Below are 25,127 nucleotides of genomic sequence, written 5' to 3'. Positions count from 1 at the left end.
GCACGCAGACTCCACTTATGACCACGCAGAGTGTGGGGGAACGGACGCAGCAACCGCCCCGCGCCACCTCCGCCACCGAATCGACGCACACAGCCGTCGTGCTCGGACACGTCAGGTCGATCGCCAGGCAACGACGAAGGGATGCACTCTTCCACCAATGACGCCATGTGGCGACATTCGGGCCCCAGCGAGGTGACCGTGCGTATCGCCCAGATCTCTCCCCTCTATGAAGCCGTGCCGCCCAAGTTGTACGGCGGCACCGAACGTATCGTCGCCTACCTCACCGACGCACTGGTCAAGCGTGGGCACGATGTCACCCTGTTCGCAAGCGCCGACGCGCAAACGCATGCGCGCCTGTGCGCCACGCGCGCGCAGTCGATACGACTGGATCCATCGCCACTGAAATCCGATCTCGCCGCGCATCTCGCGCAACTGCATGAAGTGCAGAAGCAGATCGGCCGTTTCGACGTGCTGCATTTTCACATCGACCTGCTGCACCTGCCCGCATTCGAAGCCGTGGCATCGCGCACCATCACCACGCTGCACGGCCGCCTGGACCTCACCGATCTTTCGGATGCGTATGCGCGTTGGCCGCAGTATCCGCTCGTTTCCATTTCACGGCAGCAGCGCGCGCCACTGCCGAACGCCTCGTGGATAGCCACTGTGCCGCATGGCATTCCCTCCGACCTCTATCGCGCACACACGCAGGCGGGCGAAGGCTATCTCGCCTTCCTAGGTCGCATTTCGCCCGAGAAGCGTCCTGATCGCGCCATTGCGATTGCGCGACGCGCGGGCATCCCGCTGCGCATCGCAGCCAAGGTCGACGCGGTGGACCAGGCGTACTTCCACGAGCACATCGCTCCGCTGCTCGACGACCCGCTGGTGCAGTACGTGGGCGAGATCAGCGACGCGCACAAGGAAACCTTCCTGGGCAACGCGCGCGCCCTGCTCTTCCCCATCGACTGGCCCGAGCCGTTCGGCCTGGTGATGATCGAGGCCATGGCCTGCGGCACGCCCGTGATCGCATGGAACTGCGGATCGGTGCCCAGCGTCGTCGACGATGGCTTGACCGGCTTCATAGTAAATAGCGAGGACGAAGCCGTCGACGCCGTGATGCGCCTTCCCCGTCTCAACCGCAAGAGTATCCGCAGCGTCTTCGAACGACGCTTCACCGCCGACGTCATGGCGGCCGCCTACGAGACGGTCTATCGCCAGGTGATGATGCCGCCGGCCGATCTTCGCGCGGTGGGAACATGAGGGCAGTGGATGAACGACGACGCGCTTGTACCCAGTGAGTTTGCACCCAACGAGATCATCGAGAACCTCACCGTCGGCGAAACGCGGGCCATGTTCGCGCTCAAGGTGGCACACAGTTTTGCGGTGAGCGATGCACGCGGCGACATGCTGGGCGGCGCCGAGGGCATGTTCCGCAACGATACGCGCGTGCTCTCGCACTGGATTCTCGAACTAGGCCATGCGCGCCCTTCGCTGCTGAGCGGCGCGGTGAGCCATGACAACGTGCTGTTCACGGCCGACCTCACCAACGAACCCTTGCCGCCCACCGGCGGCAAGGCTGCGCCTGCAGGCGTGATCCACGTGCAACGCACGCGGCTACTGTGGGACAACCGCCTGTTCGAACAGATACACCTGCACAACTTCGACGACAGCGACCTCACCGTGCTGGTGACCCTGCGCTTTCATGCTGACTTCCGCGACATCTTCGAAGTGCGCGGCATGACACGCGAGCGGCGCGGCGAAGCATTGCCCGCGCGAATCGGCCAGGATCACGTCCTGTTGGCCTATCGCGGACTCGACGAGGTGATGCGCCATACGGTGATCTCCTTTTCGGCGACGCCGAACCACGTGGCCGCGCAGCGCGCCGATTTCCAGATGGATATTCCGCGGCTGGGCAGCACGTCGCTCTACATCGAAGTGGGCGACGAACACATTCAACCCTCGCGCCAGCGTTACCGCAGCGCAGCCGCCGCGGCGCGCGCCACCATGCGCCGGCGCCGCCATCGCGGAGCCAACCTGAGGAGCAACGCGCGCCTGTTCAACAACTGGCTCGATCGCTCGCGCGCGGATATCGCGCTGCTGGTGGCGGACCTGCCGACCGGCCCCTACCCCTACGCTGGCATCCCCTGGTTTTCCACGCCGTTCGGGCGCGACGGACTGATCACCGCGCTGCAGACGCTGTGGGTCGATCCCAGCCTCGCCCGCGGCGTGCTTGGCTATCTCTCCAGTCGCCAGGCCACGGAAAACTCGGCCTTCCGCGATTCGGCGCCGGGCAAGATCATGCATGAGACGCGCTCGGGAGAAATGGCCTCGCTGGGCGAAGTGCCGTTCGGCCTGTACTACGGCGGCGTGGACAGCACGCCGCTGTTCGTGATGCTGGCCGGCGCCTATGCGCAGCGCACGGCCGACTACCGCTTCATCGATCAGCTGTGGCCCTCGCTCAAGGCCGCCATGGGCTGGATAGAGATGACCTGCGGCGCCAACAGCCATGGATTTCTCGCATACGCACGCGGCGCCGAGGGCGGCCTGGTGAACCAGGGCTGGAAGGACAGCAACGATTCCGTCTTCCATGCCGATGGGCGTATCCCGCAGGGCCCCATCGCCCTGGTTGAAGTGCAGGGCTATGTGTATGCCGCGCTGCGCAGCATGGCCAAGCTCGCCGAGCATCGTGGCGAAGGCGAATGCGCAACGCGCTGGCGTACACGCGCCACGCGATTGCGACACGCGGTGGAAGAACTGTTCTGGGACGAGGACATGGCCAACTACGCCATCGCACGCGACGGCGACGACTCGCTGTGCCGTGTGCGCGCCTCCAACGTGGGACACCTGCTGTATACGGGGCTACCCCGCAGGAAGCGAGCGCAACAGGTCATCCGCCAATTGTCGTCGGCCGCCTTCGACGGCGGCTGGGGCATACGCACGCTGGCGCACGAGCAGGCGCGCTACAACCCCATGTCATACCACGATGGCTCGGTGTGGCCGCACGACGTGGCCATGGGCGCCGCAGGCATGGCGCAATACGGCGAACGCGCCGATGTGGTGCGCCTGGTGGGCGAAACCTTCGAGGCGGCCACGCACTTCGGCATGCGCCTGCCAGAACTGTTCTGTGGTTTTCCGCGCCGGGCGGGCGAACCGCCGGTGGCCTACCCCGTCGCCTGCATGCCGCAGGCGTGGGCGGCCGGCACCATGTTCATGTTGATGCAGGCCTGCCTTGGCGTGGATATCGATGGACGTCGCGGCATCGTGCACGTGCGTCGCCCGCGCCTGCCGCCCGGCATCGACCGGCTGGTGGTGCACGGCCTGGACGTGGGTGGCGCACAGTTGGACGTGGGCTTCGAACGCATCGGCGGGCGCGTGGTGACCTTCCGCGACCGCGGCGCCAACGACGTACGCATCCAGGTCGAGCAATGACCGCTCAGAACATCGGATAGCGGCCCTCTACGCCGTGCGTGGCCAGCATGGCGCCGATGCGCGCGGTCAGCCAGTCCTGATCGGTGACGCCACTGCGCTGCATCAACTCATCGGCAAGCTGGGCAAAGCGCGGCCAGAATTCCGTGGCCGAAGGATGCGCCTGGAGCAACGAGGATACCTCGATGTCCAGTACGTCGAGGCTGCGTTCGAGGCGTAGGCGAGTGCGGTCCATGGACCAAAGCCTAGGCCGGGATGCATCACGGCGATGTGGGATTTTTGCGAGTTCGACGTCCAGCCTCAAAGCCGCCAGTACCACGCCAGCACGCGCTCGGGAAACAGCGCCGCCACAGGCAGGCCAACCGCCTCGCACGCATCCATCACATAGCGCAGCGAACGCGCCGCCTCACCCCGTTGCGATTCGGGCGGCACATTGAAGGCCTCGTACTCGATGGCCTCGAGCATGCGCAACGACCATTCGTAAACGCCATCGCCCTGGCTGCTGAACCATTGACGCAGCCAATCGCGCAAGCTGTGCAGCGCAAGGCCCTCCCGTGCAGCCACATCGCGCAGCTCCAAGGTCACTTCGGGACAAACGCCGCGAAACCATTCGCTATAGCCTGCCGCTTCGCCTGGAATCACCAGGGGTGCGGGCGAGCGCTGCCCGGCATGGCGAACGATGAGGTCGCGTTCGACCTTTCGCGCCTGCGCCAACCGCTCGGTTTCCAGCAGCAACCCGCGATCCAGGTCGAACACGTCGAAGAAGCGTCGATGCAGGGTGCGCAGGCGAACGAGCGGCTGGCGCGAATAACCGACCTTCAGCAGGTCCTGCTCGCGCCACGGCAGCATGTAGACAAAGGTGCGCCCCTTGCCGAGCGACCTGGGCATGACGAATTCGTCCATGCCGCGCATGGTCGCACAGCCTTCGCGCATGCGATGGTCACAAAAGGCAGTCAGGCGATTCACGCGCGGCATGGAAGCCTCGCTGCATGAGCGGAGACATGCCGTGAGTACACGCAAGACCAGGCCCGAGCGCGACGCCGCGGCGGAAGGGCTGGTTTACGTGAGCGACGACCAACCCGGACTGCATCGGCGCCGTCACGGCAAGGGCTTCGTGTACCTCGATGCGCGGGGTCGCCGCATTACGCGTAGCGCGGTGATCGATCGCATCCACCAGCTCGCCATACCGCCGGCGTATGCGGATGTATGGATCTGCGCCAATCCACGTGGCCATCTGCAGGCCACCGGCCGCGATGCCAGGGGACGCAAGCAGTACCGTTATCACCCGCGCTGGCGACGCGTGCGCGACGGCGGAAAGTTTTCGCACATGGCCGAATTCGGCGAGGCTTTGCCGCGTATCCGACGACGCGTGCGCGGCGATCTCGCCCTGTCGGGTTGGCCAAAGGAGAGGGTACTCGCGCTCGTCGTGCGCCTGCTCGACGAAACGCTCATTCGCGTGGGCAACGAGGTCTACACCGCCGACAACGGCAGCTTTGGACTCACCACCTTGCGGTCGCGCCATCTGCACGTGGAGGCAGGTGCACTGCGCCTGAGCTTCCGCGCCAAAAGCGGTCAGCGGAGCGACGTGACGCTGGAAAACAAGCGACTGGCGCGCCTGCTGCGACGCGTGCAGCAGCTTCCGGGACAACGCCTCTTCCAGTACCTGGACGAGCAAGGCCAGCGCCACGCCATCGATTCGGGCATGGTCAACGACTATCTGCGCGAGGCAGCCCAAGGCAACTTCACAGCCAAGGATTTCCGCACCTGGGCGGGCACCGTGCAGGCTGTGGGCCTTCTCGCCGGCACTCCCCTGCCCGCCGATGCCACGGAGCGGAGCATGCAGGAGGCGATCAACCATGTCGTACGCGAGGTAGCCACCCTGCTCCGCAACACGCCGAAAGTCTGTCGCACCTCGTATATCCATCCAAAGGTATTCACGGGATGGGCGAGCGGCGAACTGCACCGCCTCGTACCGGCCACCAGCGCGCAACATCCAAGAGCGCTGGAGCGGGCCACGCTGCGCTTTCTGAAACACCGCCCGCGCACCGGGTAACGAGCGTCTTCAGCCTTCCGTGACAAGCGCCGGACGATGCATGCGCCGGTAGTCGGCTGGCGTCACGCCGAGGCGACGCATGAAAGCGCGACGCAAACCGTTGACGTCGGCATAGCCGCAGAGGCTTGCCACGCGCTTGGGCGCTTCCCGTCCAATTTCCAGCAGGCGGCGGGCCGCTTCCACACGCACCTGTTCCACGTATTCCGCGGGTGGCACGCCCACTTCCTGATGAAAGACGCGTGCAAAATGGCGTGGACTCAAGCCCGCACGCTCCGCCAGCGCGGCAACCGAATGGTCTTCGCCAGGGTTTGCGCCTATCCAGCGCTGCAACTCCTGGATGGCAGCGTGCCCCACCAGTTCCGCCTCGCCGTGCCGGCTGAACTGCAATTGGCCGCCCGGACGCTTGAAGAACATCACCAGCTCGCTGGCCACCTGCATCGCGACGTCGCGGCCAAGGTCTTCTTCCACCAGGGCCAGCGCGAGATCCATGCCTGCAGTGACGCCGGCCGCCGTGCATACCGGCCCGTCACGCAGGTAGAGCGCATCGGGCTCGACGTCGATACCCGCATGACGCTCGCGCAACGCGTCCACCACGCCCCAATGCGTGGTGATGCGGCGACCTTCGATCAATCCACTGGCCGCCAGCACCAAGGCACCATTGCACACGGAACCGTAGCGCCGGCTCCGCCTGGCGGCACGCCTCAGCCAATCGAGTGCACTGAGATTGGCTGGCGCGTTCGCCATGCCGGGTGCGCCGGCCACCAGTACGGTATCGAAGCGCGGAAGCGGCTCGCGAATGGTCAGGTCCGGCATCAGGCGCACGCCCGACGAACTCTCGATGGCGCGCGTGGACGTGCCCACCACCATGGGCCGATAAACCGTCTTGCCCATGCGCCGGTTCGCTTCGGCAAATACGTCGAGCGGGCCGGACACGTCGAGCAACTGCACGCCCGGCAAAGCAAGGATGGCCATGGTCCTGGTCATGGGCGCCTCCAATACGCGTCCGTCCCGGCGACAAAATGGCATGATTTGACACATCAGGTCAAATCACGCCATGGCCGGCACGCGATGAAATAGGCGGCAAGGAGGGCATGCACCGTGCCCGCCACGACGGGAGTCATCCAAGTGACCACGATTGCAGGCATCACCATTCCGGACAGCCAGCTCGCCAGGGAAGTCACCGACCTGGTGCGGGACACCGAAACCGATCTGCTCTACCACCATTCGCGCCGCGTCTTCCTGTTTGGCGCCCTCACCGGCCAGAAGAAACAGCTCCGTTACGATCCCGAGCTGCTCTATATCGCCGCCATGTTCCACGACATGGGGCTGATGCCCGCGCATAGCAGCGCGGACAAGCGCTTCGAGGTGGACGGCGCCAACAGCGCCGCGGATTTCCTGCGCCGCCACGGCATTCCCAACGACGCCATCGAGCTGGTGTGGACTTCGATTGCGCTGCACACCACGCCGGGCATCCCGGAATTCATGCGGCCGGAAATTGCACTGCTCACGGCGGGCGTGGAAATGGATGTACTGGGACTTGGCTTTCCCAATGTGCCCGACGACGATCGCGCCTCCGTCGTTGGCGCCCATCCGCGCAGCCCGCAGTTCAAGCAGGACATCATCAACGCGTTCTACCAGGGCATCCGCCACAAGCCCGACACCACCTTCGGCAACGTGAAAGCCGACGTCATCGCCCTGAAGGAGCCGCATTTCCATCGCGGCAACTTCTGCAGCGTGATCCTGCATTCGGCGTGGCCGGGTTGAGCCCGCGATGAACCAGTCTTAGTAAAGAGTGGCCAACGCCGGGCATGCATCCTCGGTGTTGGTCGAGGCATCACCGAAAATGCGCCTGGGTGCCTGCGCCTAGCCTTCCTTTCCAAGGCGCAGATCGTTGAACTTGCGCCGCTCGATCAGCGCGATGATCTTGCCGCGCCCGTCGCGCTGGAAGACCAGCAGGTTTCGCTCATCATCCGTGCCCATGAACACATCCTTCGCCACGGGCTGTAGTGTGTTCACCGGGCCACCGGCGTGCGTGACATAGCCGAGCACACCGTGATCCACAGACACCGTCCACGCACGAGTCGGCGCAAAACGATACGTGCCGGCGTAGTCGCCCAGCACCAGGCCAGGCACGTCGATTTTCGGCGGCGCCGTGGGAATGGTGACATCTTCGAATCCCGCCACTTTCCATTGGCCAGCCTGCTTCACGAAGGTGAGCAAGGCACGGTAACGCACCACAAACGACTGTCCGAAGTAGGTCTCGCGCTCGTATTGCTCCACGCTCAGCAAGGCGCTGTCGCCGTGGATCCAGGCATGCGGGTCGCGCATTTCCATGCTGCCTGTGATGCCCACAGGAAAAGGATGCAACGATGCGATGGTCTCGGCCTTGCCGGCCACGCGACCGAATTCGTCGATGATCACCGCGTCGTCAGTGACCGATGTTTCCCAGATGGCCTTGTCGCCCGTCGGCAGCGCATCCATCAACTTCTGCGTGGTCTGTACCAGTTCGTCCCGCAAGGCAGCCGGTGCTTCGGCGGCATGAAGCGGCAGCATTGCCACCGCGGCAAACAGCCCCGACATGATGGATCGCTTGAACATGGCATCCCTCCGGCAATGAGCGCAGCATGCGCTGGCTCACCTGAGCGCACCCGTGCTTTAAGTCATTGGATGGCCCGCGATTCACGGTGACGTGCGACGCATGCGGCAATGCGTTCCATCGACCAGGGTGGCACGGCGGCCCAGAATCTGGCGCCACCGAGCGGCCTCATGCCACAAGGCATGGCGGCGCCGGAGCTAAGGAGTTCACCTCATGGCGCTTTTCCCCACGGCGAACGAAATCGGCATTGCCACGCTGGTCGATCGCTTCTACGACAAGGTGCGCGCGGACACGGCGCTTGCCCCTGTCTTCAACGCAGCCATCCACGACTGGACCACGCACAAACACGTGTTGCGCGATTTCTGGTCGTCCATCGTGTTGCGCACGGGGCGATACCACGGCAACCCGATGGGCATCCACCGCGCTTTGCCGCCATTCCCACCGATGCTGTTCCATCGCTGGCTGGCGTTGTGGCGCGAAACCGCCCGTGAAGTGTTTGACGCGCGCGTGGCGGAGCTTTTCATCGGCACGGCCGAACGCGTGGCACAGGGCCTCAGCATGGGCATTGGCCACGGGCGCCTGACGCTCGAACATCCCTCGCCGATACTGGGCCCGCTGCACATCGCCTCGTGATGACGCCCCGAACGCAGCGTTTGCCTGCACGAACGACGCGAGGCCAATGATGGGAGTACACTTCACAGATGAGAATGAATCGCATTTGTGACGTACGATACACACTCCCGCTCCTGATCCTTCTGCTGGGACTGGCGTTGCTGCCAGCCCATGCACAGTCCGGCTCCAACGATCCCGCCTCGAGCGTGCCGCAAACGTGGCAGATGCTCGATTACCTCGCGGCCGATTACGCGGGCGCGGTGAAGCACGGCGAGGTGGTGAGCGCCTCCGAATACGACGAGATGCGCGAGTTCGCGCGCCATGCTCGCGATCGCGTGGAGGCGTTGCCGCCCACGTCCGCCACGCCGGTATTGCGCCAGCAGGCCGACAAACTGGTCGAACTCATCGATGCAAAGGCGCCCCAAACCGACGTCGCCCGTCAGGCGCACGCGCTCACGGACACGCTGCTGCAGGCCTACCCGATTCCCACGGCTCCCGCCAGGGCACCGGATCTCGCCCGCGGCGCCGCCGTCTATCAGGCACAGTGCGCCGCGTGCCACGGGGCCACCGGACATGGCGATGGTGCTGCCGGACTTCAGCTGTCGCCGCGGCCGATCGATTTCACCGACGTGTCGCGCGCCGACCAGCGCAGCGCGCTGTCGCTCTACGAAGTGATCACGCAAGGCGTCCCCGGCACGCCGATGGCCAGCTACGCGCAGACGCTCTCCGGCGACGACCGCTGGGCGCTTGCGTACTACGTGGGCACGCTCGCCTACCCCGCGGCGGCCACGCAAGGCGAACAGGCATGGCGCACCGACCAACGCGCCCGCGGCGCCATCGCATCGCCCAGCGAATTGGCGCGCGCACGCGTTTCCGGCCTGGCCGATGTGATCGGAACCAGCCAGGCACGCATCGTCGTCGGCTATCTGCGCGCGCATCCGCAGGCCGTGCATGAGGCACTCGCCGGCATTCCGCTGGCGCGCACGCGTGTCGCCGACAGCGTGCAGGCGTATCGCCATGGCAAGGCCGAGAAAGCGCGACAGCTCGCGCTATCGGCCTATCTCGATGGCGTCGAACCGATGGAAGCCCAGCTCGATGCGCGCGATGCGGCGTTGCGTGCACGCATCGAAACGGCGATGGGCGCGTATCGCACATCGCTGTCGCAACCGGCGACGGGCGACGCCGTGCCGGCACAGGCTCATGAAGTGGACGCCCTGCTCGCACAAGCTCAATCGCTGCTCACGGCAAGCGCGGCAAGCCCGATGACCACCTTCGTCGGCGCGCTCACCATTCTGGTGCGCGAAGGGCTGGAAGCATTGCTCGTGGTCGTGGCGCTGCTGGCATTCCTGCGCAAGGCGGACCGGCATGATGCGGCGCACTACGTGCACGCAGGCTGGGTGCTTGCGTTGCTCGCGGGTGCCGCCACGTGGGCGGTGGCGAGTTATGCCATCTCGATCAGCGGCGCCAGTCGCGAGCTCACCGAAGGACTCTCGTCGCTGTTCGCCGCCGCCGTGTTGCTCGCGGTGGGACTGTGGATGCACCAGAAGAGCATCGGCGGCCGCTGGCAGTCGTACCTGAAGGCAAAGATGGCCACGGCACTCGACCGTCGCTCGGCCTGGTTCGTGTTCGGCCTGACCTTCATCTCGGTCTATCGCGAAGTATTCGAAACCATCCTGTTCTATACCGCACTGTGGAACGAAGGACAGGGACAGTGGCTGCTCGCCGGCATCGGCGTGGGCGCAGTCATCCTGGGATTCATCGCCTGGCTGCTTCTGCGCACCAGCCAACGCCTGCCGCTAGGCCTGTTCTTCTCGATCAGTTCGCTGGTGATCGCCCTGCTGGCGATCGTGCTGACCGGCAAGGGCATAGCCGCGTTGCAGGAGGCGGGATGGGCGGGTGTCACCGTGGCACCCGTGCCCTCCATCGACGTACTGGGCATCTACCCCACCTGGCAATCGCTGCTGGCGCAGCTTGCGGTGGCGCTGATGCTTGCCATCGGCTTCGCATACAACCGCTGGCGGGCGCGCGCGGCGTGATGCCAGGCGAGCGCCGCGTCACTTGATGCGGCGCTCAATGGAAATCGCGCGAACGGCTGTCGAGCGAACCCAACAACTCGCTCAGGTCGATGAGCCGATGCGCGATGAGATGGCTCACGCCATCGGCGTGCTCCCAGCGGCCATCCACGCCCAACAGGCGCGATTCGAGAAAAATGCGCCGCTGGCGTTCGGCCACGTGGCTCCACACCACCACGTTGATGGGCCCGAACTCGTCTTCCATGGTGATGAAGGTGACGCCGCTGGCCGTCTGCGGCCGTTGGCGCTGCGTGACCAATCCCGCCGCACGCACCAGGCTGGCATGCGGGCGATGCTGCAGGCTTTTTGAATCCAGGCAGCGCGCGGCGCGCAGGCGCGCACGAATCTGCTGTATGGGATGCGGCCCCAGGCTGAGGCCCGTGCGCGCGTAATCCGCCAGCGTGTTCTCGCCTTGCGAAGGCGGCGGCAAGACCACCTCATCCTCCACGGGACTGGTGTTGCCGAACAGCGGCAGTTGCGCCTCGATGCCGGCCATGGCCCAGCGCGCGCGATGCCGATGCCCGGCGAGTCCACGCAAGGCATCGGCTTCGGCCAGCGCTTCCTGCTGATGTTTGTTGAGCCCGGCACGCGCGCACAGGTCGGCCACGTCGACGAAGGGCATACGCGCACGTGCCGCCATCAATTGCAGCATCACTTCCTCGCGACAGCCGCGCACCTGGCGGAATCCCAGCCTCAACGCATAGCCGCCATGCGACGCGTCATCTCGCTCGAGCGTGTTGTCCCAATCGCTGTAACGCACGTCCACCGGGCGCACCTTGATGCCATGGCGTTGCGTGTCCTGCACGAGTTGGCTGGGGCCATAGAAGCCCATGGGCTGCGCGTTGAGCAGTGCGCACATGAAGGCCGCGCGGTAATGGCATTTGAGCCAGCAGCTGGCATACACCAGCAAGGCGAAACTTGCCGCATGGCTTTCGGGAAAACCGTAGGAACCGAAGCCCTTGATCTGCTCGAACAGGCGCGCAGCGAACTCCTGCGTGAAGCCATTTCTCAGCATGCCTGCCATCAGTTTCTGGCGATGGATTTCCATGTCGCCGTTCCGTCGCCACGCGGCCATGGAACGACGCAACTGGTCCGCCTCGCCGGGCGTGTAATCCGCCGCCTCGATGGCCAGCTTCATCACCTGTTCCTGAAACAACGGCACGCCGAGGGTGCGTTCAAATACGCTGCGCAGCTTTTCCGAAGGAAAGGTGACCTTTTCTTCGCCACGCTTGCGGCGCAGGTACGGATGCACCATGTCGCCCTGGATGGGCCCGGGTCGCACGATGGCCACCTGGATCACCAGGTCGTAGAAGTTTTCCGGCCGATGCCGCGGCAGCATCGCCATCTGCGCGCGCGATTCGATCTGGAACACGCCGATGGTGTCGGCCGCCTGGATCAATTCGTAGGTCCTGGAGTCTTCCTTCGGCATCGATGCCAGCGTTTCCACGCGGTCGTGATGCTTCTCCAGCAGCGCGAGGCATTTGCGGATGCAGGTGAGCATGCCCAGCGCCAGGCAGTCGACCTTGAGCAGGCGCATGGTGTCCAGATCGTCCTTGTCCCACTGGATGATGGTGCGGTCCGGCATCGAGGCGTTTTCCACCGGCACCAGATGCGACAAAGGTTGATCGGAGATGACGAAGCCACCCACGTGCTGGGAAAGATGGCGTGGAAAATCCATCAACTCGTAGGTCAATGCGATCACGCGCTTGAGCAGCGGGCTCTCGGGATCGAAGCCGCGCTCGCGCAGGCGGCCATCCAGCGGGGCGTCGCCGTCGTTCCAGGAAAAGGTGCGCGACAGCAGGTCGATCTGGTCCGAAGGCAGGCCGAGCACCCGCGCCACATCGCGCACGGCGCTGCGGCCGCGGTAGCAGATCACCGTGGCGGCGAGGGCGGCACGCTCGCGGCCGTATTTCTCGTAGATGTGCTGGATGACTTCTTCACGGCGTTCGTGCTCGAAGTCGATGTCGATGTCCGGTGGCTCGTCACGTTCCGCCGAGATGAAACGCTCGACCAGCAGCGTGGTGGTGGCCGGGTCCACGGCCGTCACGCCAAGCGCGTAGCACACAGCCGAATTCGCCGCCGATCCGCGCCCCTGGCAAAGGATGTCCTTGCTTCGCGCGAAGGCCACGATCTCCTGCACGGTGAGGAAGTACGATTCGTATTTCAGCTTCTCGACCAGCGCGAGCTCGTATTCGATCTGCTTCCTGACTTTTTCCGGTTCACCTTGCGGCCAGCGCCAGCGAACGCCCTCTTCCGTCAACAGCCGCAGCCAGGTGGTTGGCGTGTGCCCGTCGGGCACCAGCTCAGCCGGATAGCGGTATTTCAGATCCGTCATCACGAAATGGCAGCGCTCGGCAATGCGCACGCTCTCGGCCATCAGTTCCGCGGGATAGATCGCCGACAACGCCTCGCGCGTGCGCAGGTGACGCTCGCCATTGGGGAACAGCAGGTCGCCGGCATCGGCTACGGTGCGGTGATGACGGATCGCCGTCATCACATCCTGCAAGGCACGGCGGCGACGCACGTGCATGTGTACATCGCCCGTAGCGACCATCGGCAGCGACAATGATTCGGCCAGCGCCTGCAGCGCGGCGAAGCGGCGCGCATCGTCAGGACCGTGATGCAGTGCCACCGCAAGCCAGAGGCGTTCGGCGAACCGCGTCTTCAGCCAGGCGCCGTGCACCGGGTCCAGCTCGGCCTGCGGCAGCCACAGGGCCAGCGTGCCGGGCAAGCCATCGGCAAAATCCTCGCGCATCACGCGATAGCTGCCCTTTTCCGCGACACGGCGGCCGCGTGTGATGAGCGCACACAGCGAGGTGTAACCCTGCAGGTTCTCGCACAGCAGCACCAGCTTCGGGCCATTTTCAATCTGGAATTCGGCGCCGACGATCAGCTTCAAACCCGTATCGCGGGATGCCTCGTACGCACGCACGATGCCGGCCAGCGAGCATTCGTCGGTGATCGCCAGCGCGCGGTAGCCGCACTCCTTCGCCCGCTCGAACAATTCGCGCGCGCTCGATGCGCCGCGCTGGAACGAGAAGTTAGACAGGCAGTGCAGCTCGGCGTAGTCGTTCATGCAAACCACCCGTGCAACATCCAGTTGCCCTGCTCGCCCGGCGCGCAGAACACCCAGGCGCACTGCCCTAGCGAGGTGCGCACCACGTAGTAGTCGCGCCGCACGTCGCCACCATCCCACCAGCCGGTTTCGATGCGCTCAGGACCGGCGAGCACGTCGGGCACCGGTCCGCGCAAGGGACGCGGCGATGCCAGCAACCAGGTCGGACGCGGCAAGGTTTCGGGCGATGTGGCTGCCTTGACATGCGCTGCATCGGACTGCGCCTTCTCGGGGCGAGGATCGACCGTGCGATGCAGATGCTGGATGGCCTGCTCGCCCAGCCGCGCGCGCAGGCGCTCGCGCAACTGCTCCAGCGGCACGGCGTTCACGGGACGCGTATCGAACAGGTCGCGCCCCGCCGGCACGAACGGTGGCAAATCGCTCGCCACCAGGCGCATGGCCAGCACTGGTTGCGGCAATTCGAGACGTTCGAGTCGCCCGCGCGCGCAGTCGAACAACAACGTGGCATCGCGGGCAGCGGCCAGCATGCCCACCGTCACGCGCGTCGGCGGCCCGCTGCGATGTTCCAGTTCCAATTCGAAACGCTGCACGCCGCCATCGCGACCGGCAAGATAGGCGGCCAGATCACCGGTGAGTCGACGCAACGGAAACACCAGTGCCTCGACGTGCTCGATCTCGTGCGTCCATTCCATGCGCTGCTCGAACGCATCGGGTGGACGGTAGCTGTCCATGGGCGTGGGTTCGTCGCCGGTGAGGCGATCGAGCTGCGCCACCAGCTCCGCGCCAAAGCGCCGCTGCAGGCCGGCGCGTGGCAACTTGAACGCTTGCCCCAACGTGCGTATGCCCATCGACGGCAGGCCTTGCGCTGCCTCGATCGGCAACCGTGCGCGCGCAATCGGCACGGGCGACAGTGCCTCGCGCAGAATCTCCGGCGACATCACCGCGATGCCATCGTGCATGCCGGCCAGCACATAGGCCGCGTGCGGCGTCGGTGCGAGCGCGATGCGATGGCGAAAGCCGAGTTCCTGCAGGTCGTCGCGCAACAACGATTCAAAGCGCGGCCACGGTCCGAACAGGTTGAGGCTGCGGCTGACCTCCAGCACCACCGCGTGCGCATACAGGCCAACCTCGGCGCTGTAGCGATACGCCCAGGCCGCGAGCAGGCGATGCCAGCGCGCCTCGTCTTCCGCGTCGTGTTCGACCATCGTGAACTGCTGCAGCAATGCCTGCGCCGCCACCAGCCGCTGCTCGCGATAAATGCCTGCCGCACGCGCCGATGCATTGGCCGCGTGCACGATGCGCGCCTGCGCGGGGCCGCTCACCAGCACCAGCGGCTCGTCCGATGGCGGACGCCGCCGGAGGACACCGTCCAGTGCCAGTTGCGGCAGCAAGATGCAGGCCCAGAGCATCGCGGCGCTCCTTCACGACCAGCCGGAGGCGAGTGGCACCGCCTGCACCGGCGGGTTACCGCCACGGCATTTGCGCACGCGCACCTGCCACGTGGGCGTGCCTTCCAGTTCCAGCCGCAATGCGGCCGGTGATGCCTGCACCGCATGGCGGCGATCGCGGAACACGAAGGCCAATGCCTTGCCGGTATCGGCAGCCACCTGCAATCGACGAAGTGCACGATCATCGGCATGCACCGGCCACGCCAGCACAGCCGCGCAACTGGCCGAGCGCAGGCATTGTTCGACGGCCCACAGCACATCGCGTTCGTCCGCATGCACGATATCCACGTGCGACATCACCACGCCGCGTGCTTCCCATCCCGCCACGTAAGGCACGTATGGCGGTGAAATCACCATCACCGGGCGAGCTTCGCGGGTGAGGCGTGCCAGCGTGGGCAACAGCAATTGCAGCTCGCCCACGCCATCGGTGGGCAGCAGGATCTCCGTCATCGCATGCTCGGGCCAGCCACCGCTGGGCAGCGCGGCATCAAGCGTGGGCCAACCCGTCGGCTGGCTGCCCGATGGCTGCGGCGCGGCACGCCCCTGCCAGACCTGGCGGCTGTGCAGCAGCGAATCGAGGGCAAGGACTTGACCCATGCGTGCATGGCTCCGATTCAGCGCAACGTGCGCAGGCTGCGCGTGACCACGCCCCATACGCTGAGCGTCTCGCCTTCGCGGAACACGATGGGCTTGAAGTGCGCGTTTTCCGGCAGCAGCGCAATGTGCCCATCCACCTTGCCCAGTCGCTTGATGGTCAGTTCGTTGTTGACCATCGCCACCACGATGTCGCCCTGGCGCGGCGCAAGCGCGCGATCCACCAGCACTTCGTCGCCGTCGAAAATGCCGGCGCCGATCATCGACCAGCCCGACACGCGAATGATGAAGGTGCTCGGCGCATGGCCGGGCAGCACGAGGTGCTCGTTGAGATCGACCACGTCGTCCACGTCGGCATCGGCCATCGAAGGCACGCCGGCCGGTACGCGACTGAGGAAGGCCGTCAGCGCGACCGTCGATGGATCCAGCGACAGCGGACGCGGCGCCTCCAGCGCGGCCGGGCTGCGGTAGGCCTCCAGGTAGGCCAGCACGCCCGGCACCTGGCTTTCAGGGACGCGAATGCGCTGACTGGGTTCGCCGGCGGGACGACCGGCTCCCGGGCGGCGTCCACCGTGGTCGGAAGGAGGCATGGGGCGACTTGATTACTGGGACGGCAATCAAGATAGCACGACGGCATTCTCACGGGCCGAGATTCAACCGCCTGCCAGAAAGAAAATTCAAACGATTGATTTAAAAGGCGATTCAGCCGCCCACGCCGTACACCCGCCCCTTCCACTGGGAGCGCACGCCACGCCAGTAGCGCAGCGCCGAACTCCAGGTCATGCCGAGGTACAGGGCCGCCCCCAGCGGCAGCAGCAGCGCCCACCACAGGGGCATGCGGTAGTACCTGAGCATGGGCAGGTAGCCCAGCAGCATGGCAATCAAGGCCAGCCACGCCAGCGGCCACACATGCGGCGTGCCCAGCAGCATCAGGGGTGCGCCGTAGGCCAGCAGGAACAGCGCCGTCACCACCAGCAGCACCGCGGTGGAATAACCCAGCTGGGTGAATGCCGAGCGCGCCACCATGCGATGGATCGAATCGAAGTTGCCATAGGGCCGCCGGCTCACCACGTCGCGGCTCAGCCCGATCCAGGTGCGGCCACCTGCACGCTTCACCTGACGCGCCAGTGCACAGTCGTCGATCAAGGCATCGCGCAAGCTGGCGAAGGCGCCGATGCGCTCGAGCATGCCCGTATCCACCAGGATGCAGCCACCTGCACCCGCTGCCACCAGCTTCGAACGCGCATTGGAAAGTGCGAACGGATAAAGCAGCTTGAAGTAATAGACGAATGCCGGCAGCAACAGGCGATCCCAGAAACTCGTGCGGCGCAGGTCCGCCATGATCGACACGAACTGGCGCTGCTCGCGCTGCTTGTGCAGCAGCAACGTGGCCAGCATGCCGGGACGCAGTTCGATATCCGCATCCAGTAGCAAGGTCAGCGGCGTGCGCACATGCTGCCTGCCCTGTTCCAGCGCCCACAGCTTGCCCGCCCATCCTTCCGGCAAGGGCGCACCCGAAATCACACGGACATTCGGATAGGACCTCGCCACACTGGCCGTGCTGTCGTTCGATTGATCGTCGATCACGATCACCTGCAGCCCATCGCCCTGCGCCTGCAACGCACGCAAGGTCGTGCCGATCACGTCGGCTTCGTTGCGCGCGGGAATCAATACAGTGATGTCGTCGAGGCGAACGCTGGCCGATGGATCGGCTTCAAGATGCTCGCGCGTACTCCACGGCCGCCAGGGCACGAGCAGCAGCCCCAGCCACATGAGGGCGGGAACGATGGTTAGCACGAACGGCCACATGCATTGATACCCACTCGTAGACCAAAGTTTGAAGCCGCTTCACCGCGGCCGTCTCAACTCCTCGTCATTCCCGCGAAAGCGGGAAGCGCCTTTCAACAGCCGCAGGCTGGTCATCCAGTGCCTTTGCGGTCTTACCGTCAGTTGAAAGACGCTGGATTCCCGCTTTCGCGGGAATGACGGTGAAGGGTATGGACGGTGAGGAGGCGAGACAGCGGCGTATAAGAATGGACCGCCGCAGCCACCCCTCAATGCCCGGCATCCGCTCCCGGCGACGAACCCCTGCGCTGGATGGCGCTGATGGGAATGTGGATGGCCGTGGCATCGCTGCGGTCGCCGTACATCACCGGAAGATCCGGTGCCATCGCGCCATCGACGCGCGGCCCGAACGTGGCCACGCGCGCCGCCTTCAGCGGATGCGCAAACGTATCGTCCACCGCCGTGCCTTCAAAGCCGCAATGCGCCATGCAGTTGTCGCACTTGGGATTGATGCCGACGCCGTACTTTTCCCAGGCCGTGTCCTCCATCAGCTCCTTGTACGAGCTGGCGTAGCCTTCGTCGACCAGCAGGTAGCACGGCCGCTGCCAACCGAAAATGTTGTACGTGGGATTGGACCACGGCGTGCACTGGTAACTCTGGTTGCCCGCAATGAAGTCCAGGAACATCGACGACTGGTTGAACACCCACTTGCTCTTGCGCTGCTTGCCGATGCGGAACACGTCGCGGAACAGCTGCTTGCTTTCGGTGCGCCCGAGGAACACATCCTGTCGCGGCGCATGCTGGTAGCTGTAGCCCGGCGACACCGTGATGCCCTCGATGCCCAGCGACATGGCGAAATCGAAGAACTCGGCAATCTCCTCGGGCTGCTCGTTGTTGAACAGCGTGCAGTTGATAGTGACGCGGAAACCGCGCGACAACGCCAGCTTGATCGCCGCCACCGCCTTGTCGAACACGCCTTCCATGCATACCGATTGATCGTGCCGTTCCTTCAGGCCATCCAGGTGGACGGACCAGGTGAAATACGGCGACGGCGTGTACTCGTCGATGTGCTTGGTCAGCAGCAGCGCATTGGTGCACAGGTAGATGAACTTCTCGCGCGCGATGAGGCCCTGCACGATCTGCGGCATCTCCTTGTGGATCAGCGGTTCGCCGCCGGGGATCGACACCACCGGCGCGCCGCATTCGTCTACCGCGCGCAGCGCGTCTTCCACGCTCATGCGCTTCTGCAGGGTCTCTTTCGGATGATCGATCTTGCCGCAACCCGCGCAGGCGAGATTGCACTGGAACAGCGGCTCCAACATCATCGCCAGCGGATAGCGCTTCTGCCCGCTGACTTTCTTGCTGATGATGTAACGCGCGATCTTGGTTTGCTGAATAAGAGGAATGCCCAACGGAATCTCCTCATCGCTGATCGATGGATCGTTCTGCGTCGCGCCTCACGGCGCGGTCGCCCATAGTCCGGTCGTACTCATCGCTGAACCGAGTATAGCCACCTGGCAACGTCGTGGCGTTCAGGACGCCAGGCTGGCCGGCGGCGCAAATACATGCGCATGCTCGCGTCGCAATCGATCCCATTCGATCCTGAACCATGGCGTGAAACGCTCGGGATGCGCGGCGATCTCGCGATCGAGTGCGTCCGGCGCGATGTAGCGCAACGCGGCGATCTCAAGCATGTTGGCGACCGGCGATGCGTCCGTGCGACCCGCATACACCCAGCAAAGTTCATGTTCCGCGCCTTCGGCATCGAACTGCGCCTGGTACTGGAACTTGAACTGGAACTGGAATTCGCACTGCATGCCCAGCTCTTCGACAAGGCGGCGATGAATGGCGGTCTCCATCGTCTCGCCGCGCCGGGGATGGCTGCAGCAGGTGTTGGACCAGTATCCCGGCCACAGGCGCTTGCCTTCGGCGCGTTGCTGGAGCAGCAGTTCACCGTTCGTGTTGAACACGAACAACGAGAACGCCCGATGCAGAATGCCCTGTCCGTGGTGTGCAGAGGCCTTGTCGAGAAATCCGGTTTCGCGGTCGTGTTCATCGACCAGCACCAGGGGTTCATCCTGGAACGAAACCACGTTCTTCGACCAGACTCCTTCGTTGTCATCCAACTCGCGGCTAGCCAAGGCTCAAACCTCTCTCTTCCGGCGGACGGCGGCGGTACACGCCCGGTCATCACATCTTCGTCACATATGGCGCGACGCACGTTCGACCGTCAAACGATTGCGCACTCAGGCTAGCAAGGATGAGCGACGTCGAGTAGCCCCTTGCACGTTCACGCGATGATGAAGACCGATCAATTCGTCGCATGGACACTGCCTGCGGGTGCGGGAAACGGCTCGTGCGTGCGCGTCCATTTCGTGCTTCCACCGAGCAGCGTGATGCCGATATAGCCGCGCAGCACCAGCGTGTCCGGCGACGGCACGTGAACTTCGCAGTGATATTCCTTGCCGTTGTCGGCGTTGTACACGTAGCCATCCACCCAGGCGCGCGCATCGGCGTCGTAACGCAGCCCCCACAACAGGCGCAGGCCGGTCAGCGGGCGCGAACGCAAGGCGGGATTGGGATTGTGGCGGTCCGTGACGATCTTGCCGCTGAGCTCGGGCCCATCCTCGGGGCCATAGGTGTCGTGCAGCTGCCATACGATGGTACCGACGTAGACGCCCCCGTCCTGTTCGATGCGGATAATGGCGTCACGACTCTCCACCAGCCAATCGCCCTCGATGGCGCTCGCCGGCGAACCGTCACCCGAGGGCGTCTGCGCGATCGCCGTGACGCAGAACAGGCACAGCAACGCGATCCATGCACCGCGCCGCCAAAGCCGTCCGCAGTAGGCCTTCACAAAGCGCATGCATTAACTTTGGAACGAATGGTGGATCGCGTCCGAACCGAGCTCATGCCCACGTTCTCCAATTCATCGCTGCTGTCATGGATCGGCCTGGTGCTGGCGCTGTGCGCGACGGCCTATGCGTGCCTGAGCCTTTGGGCCTGGTTCCGCTGCGCGCGCCGCAATCAGCATCCGCGAGCGCATGTGAACGATCAGCCAAACCAGCCGGTGAGCGTGCTCAAGCCGCTGCATGGCGCCGAGCCCGGCCTCTACGAGAACCTGAAGGGCTTCTGCACGCAACAGTACGCGCATTACGAAATTCTTTTCGGCGTGCGCGACCCGGAGGATCCGGCCGTTGCGATCGTGCAACACCTGCAACGCGAGTTTCCCGACCTTTCCATGGCGCTGGTGATCGACCCGGTAGTGCACGGCGCCAACCTGAAGGTCAGCAACCTCATCAACCTGATGGCCCATGCACGGCACGACTGGCTCGTACTGGCCGACAGCGACATCCGCGTGGCGCCGGATTATCTCGCGCGCGTCACGGCCCCGCTGGACGATCCGCACGTGGGCGTCGTCACCTGTCTTTATCACGGCGTGGCGCGCAACGGCATCATTGCGCGCCTGGGTTGCCTGTTCATCGATGACTGGTTCGCGCCTTCCGCCCGCCTGGCCCATGCCTTCGGGTCTTCCCGCTTCGCGTTCGGCTCCACCATCGCCCTGCGACGCGACACGCTCGACGCCATCGGTGGCTTTGAGGCGTTGAAAGACACGCTGGCCGACGATTTCTGGCTGGGTGAACGCTCGCGCCAACAGGGTTTGCGCACCGTGCTGAGCGACGTGATGGTCGGCACCGACGTGACCGAAAGCCATGTCGTCACCCTGTGGTCACACGAGTTGCGTTGGCTGCGTACCATCCGCGCGATCTCGCCCGCCGGATTCGCATTCAGCTTCATCTGCTTCACCTGGCCACTGCTGGCGCTTGCGCTGCTGCTTTCGCCCACCATGCCCTGCCTGATCGCTGCGCTATGTGGCGCCACGGCGCGCCTGTGGCGCTACCTGGCGGCCTGGCGCAGCACCGCAAGATTCCGCCGTGGACAGGATCTCTGGCTCACCCCTTTTCGCGACGCACTGTTGCTGCTGGAATGGGCGGGCGCGCTGCTGCATTGGCGCGTTCAATGGCGTGGACACGCATTGCATGCACGCGACCACGCGCCATCGCGCTATCCTTGAGCAAGACGTGACTAGTGTGTTGAACAACTCATTGCGGACACAGCTGCAGGAGCTTGGCAATTCATGAAGACGCTTTTTCTACAAGCCCCTTCGTTTGACGGTTTCGACGGCGGCGCGGGTTCGCGCTACCAGGCCAAACGCGAGATCAAGAGTTTCTGGTATCCCACCTGGCTGGCGCAGCCGGCGGCGCTGGTGCCGGGATCGCGCGTGCTCGATGCGCCGGTGGAAGAATTGTCGGTGGAGGAAACCCTCGACATCGCCGCCGAATACGATCTGGTGATCATCCATACCAGCACGCCCTCGTTTCCCACGGATGCGAAATTCGCCGAGTTCATCAAGCAGCGCCGCGCGGACATCCTCATCGGCATGGTAGGCGCCAAGGTGGCGGTGGAGCCGGATGCGTCATTGCTCGCATCGTCCGCAATCGATTTCGTCGCCCGCGAAGAATTCGACTACACCTGCAAGGAAGTGGCCGAAGGCCGCGCCTTCAAGGACATCGCCGGCATCAGTTACAAGCTGATCGATGGCAGCGTGCAGCACAACCCATCGCGCGCCACCATCGAGCAGATGGACGACCTGCCCTTCGTGTCGCCCATCTACAAGCGCGACCTGAAGATCGACCGGTATTTCATCGGTTACCTGCTGCACCCGTACGTGTCGATCTACACCGGCCGCGGCTGTCGCTCCAAATGCACGTTCTGCCTGTGGCCGCAGACCGTGGGCGGCCATCGCTACCGCGTGCGCTCGGCCGCCAACGTGCTGGCCGAGGCGAAGTGGATCAAGGAGAACATGCCGGAAGTGCGCGAGCTGATGTTCGATGACGACACCTTCACCGACAGCTCCAACATGGAGCGCGTGCACGACATTGCGCGCGGCCTGCACGCCATGGGCTGGACGTGGAGCTGCAATGCCAAGGCGAACGTGCCGTACGAGTCGCTGAAGATCATGAAGGACAACGGCCTGCGCCTTCTGCTGGTGGGCTACGAGTCCGGCGACGACCAGATCCTGCACAACATCAAGAAGGGCTTGCGCACCGATATTGCGCGCACCTTCACCGAGAACTGCCGCAAGCTCGGCATCACCGTGCATGGCACCTTCATCCTCGGCCTGCCGGGCGAAACCAAGGAAACCATCGCGCGCACCATTGCCTACGCCAAGGAAATCAATCCGCACACCATCCAGGTGTCGCTGGCCGCGCCGTATCCGGGCACATCGCTGTACAAGCAGGCCATCGAGAATGGCTGGCTGGAACACAACACGGCGGCCAACACGGTCAACGACAAGGGCGTGCAGCTGGCGATGATCAGCTACCCGCATCTGTCCAAGGAAGAAATTTTCCACGGCGTGGAAACCTTCTACCGCAGCTTCTATTTCCGGCCGTCGAAGATCTGGGAGATCGTGAAGGAAATGGCCGGCAGCTGGGAGATGACCAAGCGACGCTTGCGCGAAGGCGTGGAATTCTTCCGCTTCCTGCGCGCGCACGAGGCGTGACCACGCAGCCCATGCGTCACCGATGACTGCGTCACCCGCCTCCGCCTCCACGCGCCCGCGCCTGATCGTGACGGCCGACGATTTCGGCCTGCACCCGGCCGTGAACCAGGCGGTGGAACGAGGTTTCCGCGAAGGCGTGCTGCGCGCGGCCAGCCTGATGGTCACGGCGCCCGCCGTGGCCGACGCGGTGGCGCGTGCCAAACGCATGCCCGGCCTCGCCGTGGGACTGCATCTGGTGCTTGCCGACGGACTGTCCGCGCTGCCGCCCTCACGCATACCCGATTTGGTCGACGCGCGCGGCCGCTTCGGCGACGATATGGTGCGCGACGGGTTTCGATTCTTCTTCCTGCCCCATGTGCGCAAGCAGTTGGGCGCGGAGATCCGGGCGCAATTCGGAGCGTTCGCCGCCACCGGTTTGCCGCTCGATCACGTCAACGCCCATAAACATTTCCATCTTCATCCGACGGTGCTTTCCTTGATTCTTTCCATCGGGCGCGACTACGGCCTTCAGGCCGTACGCTGGCCTTCCGAACCTGGCTCCGGCCCGTGGCTGAAACCCTGGCTTGCGCTGATGCGCCGCCGCCTGCGCCGCGCGGGCGTGCGATCGAACGACCACGTCTTCGGCATCCAGGGCACGGGCGCCATGGACGAACAGGTGTTGCTCGACGTGGTGGAACACCTGCCTGATGGGTTGAGTGAGCTGTACCTGCATCCAGCCACCCACGGCGAACTCACGCCCGGGATGGCGAACTATCGCCACGCCGACGAACTGGCCGCACTGCTGTCGCCGCGCGTGAAGCTAGCCGTGGCCCAGCACTGCCAGCTTTGTCATGGCTTTGGCGATCCGGCGGCGACATGAAATATTTCGTTTATCTCGCCGGCCTGCTTGGCCTGATTGCCGCGATCATCCTGGTCACTCACCAGAATTGGTCGGCCATCAGCGGTGCCTTCGATCATGCCGGCTGGGCGTTGCTGTGGCTGCTGCCGTTCCATGCGCTGCCCCTGCTGCTGGACGTGATGGGATGGCGCGCGCTGCTGGCGCCCAGCGATCCGCAGCGCCGAGCCGGCACGCCGTTTCTGTTTTGGGTGGCCACGGTGCGCGAGGCGTGCAATCGACTGCTTCCCGTGGCCAACGTCGGCGGCGAAATCGTCGGCATCCGCCTGGTCAAATGGCGCGGTGTCGAAGGCGCGCCCGCAGCAGCGAGCGTCATCATGGAAGTGCTGCTGACCCTGGTCAGCCAGTACATCTTCGTGGCACTGGGCCTGTTGTTGCTGATCGGCATGGCCGGGCACATCGGCACGCTCAACTCGGTGATCTGGGCGGTGATCGCCACGTTGCCATTGCCGATCGGGCTGGCCTGGTTGTTCCGTCACGGGCAGGTGTTTTCCCGGCTTGAGTCCTTTGCGGAAAAGTTGCTGGGTGGGCCCTCTCGATTCACCGAGCTGCTCGACGGTGCCCGCCTCGACGACGAAGTGCGCAAGCTGTACGGCAAACCCGCACGCCTCACCGTGGCGTGCGCGTGGCAGGTGGCGGGTTTCGTGGTGGGCAGCTTCGAAAGCTGGCTGGCGCTGCAGTTGCTGGGTTATCCCATTTCCGTGTGGGATGCGATTGCCATCGAGGCCACCACGCAGGCAGTGAGGCATATCATCTTCTTCGTGCCTGCGGGCCTGGGCGTGCAGGAAGGCGGCCTGGTGCTGTTCGGCAATATCATCGGCCTGCCCGCCGATGCGGCCATCGCGCTGTCGCTGGTGAAGCGCGCCCGCGAGGTAGGCTTTGGCGTGCCGGCACTGTTGTCGTGGCAATGGGCGGAAGCGCATCGCCTGCACCGTCGCTGGCTGTCGCGCCGCAAACCGGCGCTGACCGAGGCACCGGACCGGAAGTTGTCGTAATCGAACGAGGTG

Annotated in this window: 22 protein-coding genes; 10 read left to right on the top strand and 12 right to left on the bottom strand. The window is 64.7% G+C overall.

All coding sequences use genetic code 11. The annotated features are described in order from the left end of the window. Window positions 1-141 precede the first annotated feature (141 nt). Entirely contained in the window at window positions 142-1,257 is a 1,116-nt protein-coding gene (locus tag ABIC75_RS00855; protein ID WP_354011969.1) for a glycosyltransferase family 4 protein, read from the top strand. Between the two features lie 9 nt (window positions 1,258-1,266). After that, a complete protein-coding gene (locus ABIC75_RS00850) occupies window positions 1,267-3,426 on the top strand; it encodes an amylo-alpha-1,6-glucosidase (RefSeq protein WP_354011968.1) in 2,160 nt (719 codons plus the stop codon). Between the two features lie 4 nt (window positions 3,427-3,430). Here the strand turns inward: ABIC75_RS00850 and ABIC75_RS00845 are convergent, their stop codons facing one another. Both ABIC75_RS00845 and ABIC75_RS00840 read right to left on the bottom strand, forming a co-directional pair. Then, window positions 3,431-3,658 carry a hypothetical protein gene (locus ABIC75_RS00845; RefSeq protein WP_354011967.1) on the bottom strand — a complete coding sequence of 76 codons (228 nt, stop codon included), beginning with the start codon at window positions 3,656-3,658 and terminating at the stop codon, window positions 3,431-3,433. Window positions 3,659-3,723: 65 nt separating this feature from the next. Continuing rightward, window positions 3,724-4,311, bottom strand: coding sequence for a hypothetical protein (locus tag ABIC75_RS00840; protein ID WP_354011966.1), 588 nt, complete (start codon window positions 4,309-4,311; stop codon window positions 3,724-3,726). Between the two features lie 118 nt (window positions 4,312-4,429). Here ABIC75_RS00840 and ABIC75_RS00835 point away from each other — a divergent pair, with 118 nt between their 5' ends. Further along, window positions 4,430-5,476, top strand: a complete 1,047-nt coding sequence (locus tag ABIC75_RS00835; RefSeq protein WP_354011965.1) for a DNA topoisomerase IB — start codon at window positions 4,430-4,432, stop codon at window positions 5,474-5,476. A 9-nt stretch (window positions 5,477-5,485) separates the two neighbouring features. Here the strand turns inward: ABIC75_RS00835 and ABIC75_RS00830 are convergent, their stop codons facing one another. Next, window positions 5,486-6,460 carry a GlxA family transcriptional regulator gene (locus ABIC75_RS00830; RefSeq protein WP_354011964.1) on the bottom strand — a complete coding sequence of 325 codons (975 nt, stop codon included), beginning with the start codon at window positions 6,458-6,460 and terminating at the stop codon, window positions 5,486-5,488. Window positions 6,461-6,601: 141 nt separating this feature from the next. Here ABIC75_RS00830 and ABIC75_RS00825 point away from each other — a divergent pair, with 141 nt between their 5' ends. Further along, complete coding sequence (locus ABIC75_RS00825; RefSeq protein ID WP_354011963.1) at window positions 6,602-7,240, top strand: HD domain-containing protein; 639 nt, start codon at window positions 6,602-6,604, stop codon at window positions 7,238-7,240. Window positions 7,241-7,339: 99 nt separating this feature from the next. Here the strand turns inward: ABIC75_RS00825 and ABIC75_RS00820 are convergent, their stop codons facing one another. Then, window positions 7,340-8,074: a DUF4440 domain-containing protein gene (locus ABIC75_RS00820; RefSeq protein WP_354011962.1), complete on the bottom strand. Its 735-nt coding sequence runs from the start codon at window positions 8,072-8,074 to the stop codon at window positions 7,340-7,342. A 211-nt stretch (window positions 8,075-8,285) separates the two neighbouring features. Here ABIC75_RS00820 and ABIC75_RS00815 point away from each other — a divergent pair, with 211 nt between their 5' ends. Both ABIC75_RS00815 and ABIC75_RS00810 read left to right on the top strand, forming a co-directional pair. Beyond that, window positions 8,286-8,705 carry a group III truncated hemoglobin gene (locus ABIC75_RS00815; protein WP_354011961.1) on the top strand — a complete coding sequence of 140 codons (420 nt, stop codon included), beginning with the start codon at window positions 8,286-8,288 and terminating at the stop codon, window positions 8,703-8,705. 137 nt (window positions 8,706-8,842) lie between these two features. Continuing rightward, complete coding sequence (locus ABIC75_RS00810; protein WP_354011960.1) at window positions 8,843-10,720, top strand: FTR1 family protein; 1,878 nt, start codon at window positions 8,843-8,845, stop codon at window positions 10,718-10,720. A 34-nt stretch (window positions 10,721-10,754) separates the two neighbouring features. On the opposite strand, the gene ABIC75_RS00805 is transcribed toward ABIC75_RS00810, so the two are convergent. From ABIC75_RS00805 to ABIC75_RS00770, 8 genes are all read right to left on the bottom strand, one after another. Then, window positions 10,755-13,832: an error-prone DNA polymerase gene (locus tag ABIC75_RS00805; protein WP_354011959.1), complete on the bottom strand. Its 3,078-nt coding sequence runs from the start codon at window positions 13,830-13,832 to the stop codon at window positions 10,755-10,757. Next, window positions 13,829-15,241, bottom strand: a complete 1,413-nt coding sequence (locus tag ABIC75_RS00800) for a Y-family DNA polymerase (protein ID WP_354011958.1) — start codon at window positions 15,239-15,241, stop codon at window positions 13,829-13,831. Before ABIC75_RS00800 ends, ABIC75_RS00805 begins: the two co-directional genes overlap by 4 nt. Before the next feature lie 12 nt (window positions 15,242-15,253). Next, entirely contained in the window at window positions 15,254-15,877 is a 624-nt protein-coding gene (imuA, locus tag ABIC75_RS00795) for a translesion DNA synthesis-associated protein ImuA (RefSeq protein ID WP_354011957.1), read from the bottom strand. Window positions 15,878-15,894: 17 nt separating this feature from the next. After that, window positions 15,895-16,464: a LexA family protein gene (locus ABIC75_RS00790; RefSeq protein ID WP_354011956.1), complete on the bottom strand. Its 570-nt coding sequence runs from the start codon at window positions 16,462-16,464 to the stop codon at window positions 15,895-15,897. Between the two features lie 112 nt (window positions 16,465-16,576). Continuing rightward, window positions 16,577-17,683 carry a glycosyltransferase gene (locus ABIC75_RS00785; protein WP_354011955.1) on the bottom strand — a complete coding sequence of 369 codons (1,107 nt, stop codon included), beginning with the start codon at window positions 17,681-17,683 and terminating at the stop codon, window positions 16,577-16,579. A gap of 245 nt (window positions 17,684-17,928) precedes the next feature. Next, window positions 17,929-19,071, bottom strand: a complete 1,143-nt coding sequence (gene hpnH, locus ABIC75_RS00780; protein ID WP_354011954.1) for an adenosyl-hopene transferase HpnH — start codon at window positions 19,069-19,071, stop codon at window positions 17,929-17,931. A 120-nt stretch (window positions 19,072-19,191) separates the two neighbouring features. Continuing rightward, a complete protein-coding gene (gene idi, locus ABIC75_RS00775) occupies window positions 19,192-19,800 on the bottom strand; it encodes an isopentenyl-diphosphate Delta-isomerase (RefSeq protein ID WP_354011953.1) in 609 nt (202 codons plus the stop codon). Window positions 19,801-19,970: 170 nt separating this feature from the next. Then, window positions 19,971-20,525, bottom strand: coding sequence for a DUF2147 domain-containing protein (locus ABIC75_RS00770; protein ID WP_354011952.1), 555 nt, complete (start codon window positions 20,523-20,525; stop codon window positions 19,971-19,973). Window positions 20,526-20,570: 45 nt separating this feature from the next. Here ABIC75_RS00770 and hpnI point away from each other — a divergent pair, with 45 nt between their 5' ends. The 4 genes from hpnI to ABIC75_RS00750 all read left to right on the top strand — a co-directional run bounded on the left by hpnI (window position 20,571) and on the right by ABIC75_RS00750 (window position 25,115). After that, a complete protein-coding gene (gene hpnI, locus ABIC75_RS00765; protein ID WP_354011951.1) occupies window positions 20,571-21,734 on the top strand; it encodes a bacteriohopanetetrol glucosamine biosynthesis glycosyltransferase HpnI in 1,164 nt (387 codons plus the stop codon). 63 nt (window positions 21,735-21,797) lie between these two features. Further along, window positions 21,798-23,225: a hopanoid biosynthesis associated radical SAM protein HpnJ gene (gene hpnJ / locus ABIC75_RS00760; protein ID WP_354011950.1), complete on the top strand. Its 1,428-nt coding sequence runs from the start codon at window positions 21,798-21,800 to the stop codon at window positions 23,223-23,225. Between the two features lie 22 nt (window positions 23,226-23,247). Further along, entirely contained in the window at window positions 23,248-24,084 is an 837-nt protein-coding gene (gene hpnK / locus ABIC75_RS00755; RefSeq protein ID WP_354011949.1) for a hopanoid biosynthesis-associated protein HpnK, read from the top strand. Further along, a complete protein-coding gene (locus tag ABIC75_RS00750) occupies window positions 24,081-25,115 on the top strand; it encodes a lysylphosphatidylglycerol synthase domain-containing protein (protein WP_354011948.1) in 1,035 nt (344 codons plus the stop codon). The genes hpnK and ABIC75_RS00750 overlap by 4 nt, the downstream gene beginning before the upstream one ends. Window positions 25,116-25,127 lie beyond the last annotated feature (12 nt).

Source organism: Dyella japonica (assembly GCF_040545895.1).
GTDB lineage: Bacteria > Pseudomonadota > Gammaproteobacteria > Xanthomonadales > Rhodanobacteraceae > Dyella > Dyella japonica_D.
This window is presented reverse-complemented; position numbering and strand designations above follow the sequence as displayed.

Excerpts from the sequence above, each read along its gene's own strand:
- ABIC75_RS00855 (WP_354011969.1), top strand. The coding sequence starts at position 142 with ATGCACTCTTCCACCAATGACGCCATGTGGCGACATTCGGGCCCCAGC.
- ABIC75_RS00850 (WP_354011968.1), top strand. The coding sequence starts at position 1,267 with ATGAACGACGACGCGCTTGTACCCAGTGAGTTTGCACCCAACGAGATC.
- ABIC75_RS00845 (WP_354011967.1), bottom strand. The coding sequence starts at position 3,658 with ATGGACCGCACTCGCCTACGCCTCGAACGCAGCCTCGACGTACTGGAC.
- ABIC75_RS00840 (WP_354011966.1), bottom strand. The coding sequence starts at position 4,311 with ATGCCCAGGTCGCTCGGCAAGGGGCGCACCTTTGTCTACATGCTGCCG.
- ABIC75_RS00830 (WP_354011964.1), bottom strand. The coding sequence starts at position 6,460 with ATGACCAGGACCATGGCCATCCTTGCTTTGCCGGGCGTGCAGTTGCTC.
- ABIC75_RS00820 (WP_354011962.1), bottom strand. The coding sequence starts at position 8,074 with ATGTTCAAGCGATCCATCATGTCGGGGCTGTTTGCCGCGGTGGCAATG.
- ABIC75_RS00815 (WP_354011961.1), top strand. The coding sequence starts at position 8,286 with ATGGCGCTTTTCCCCACGGCGAACGAAATCGGCATTGCCACGCTGGTC.
- ABIC75_RS00805 (WP_354011959.1), bottom strand. The coding sequence starts at position 13,832 with ATGAACGACTACGCCGAGCTGCACTGCCTGTCTAACTTCTCGTTCCAG.
- ABIC75_RS00800 (WP_354011958.1), bottom strand. The coding sequence starts at position 15,241 with ATGCTCTGGGCCTGCATCTTGCTGCCGCAACTGGCACTGGACGGTGTC.
- imuA (WP_354011957.1), bottom strand. The coding sequence starts at position 15,877 with ATGGGTCAAGTCCTTGCCCTCGATTCGCTGCTGCACAGCCGCCAGGTC.
- ABIC75_RS00790 (WP_354011956.1), bottom strand. The coding sequence starts at position 16,464 with ATGCCTCCTTCCGACCACGGTGGACGCCGCCCGGGAGCCGGTCGTCCC.
- ABIC75_RS00785 (WP_354011955.1), bottom strand. The coding sequence starts at position 17,683 with ATGTGGCCGTTCGTGCTAACCATCGTTCCCGCCCTCATGTGGCTGGGG.
- ABIC75_RS00770 (WP_354011952.1), bottom strand. The coding sequence starts at position 20,525 with ATGCGCTTTGTGAAGGCCTACTGCGGACGGCTTTGGCGGCGCGGTGCA.
- hpnI (WP_354011951.1), top strand. The coding sequence starts at position 20,571 with ATGCCCACGTTCTCCAATTCATCGCTGCTGTCATGGATCGGCCTGGTG.
- hpnJ (WP_354011950.1), top strand. The coding sequence starts at position 21,798 with ATGAAGACGCTTTTTCTACAAGCCCCTTCGTTTGACGGTTTCGACGGC.
- hpnK (WP_354011949.1), top strand. The coding sequence starts at position 23,248 with ATGACTGCGTCACCCGCCTCCGCCTCCACGCGCCCGCGCCTGATCGTG.
- ABIC75_RS00750 (WP_354011948.1), top strand. The coding sequence starts at position 24,081 with ATGAAATATTTCGTTTATCTCGCCGGCCTGCTTGGCCTGATTGCCGCG.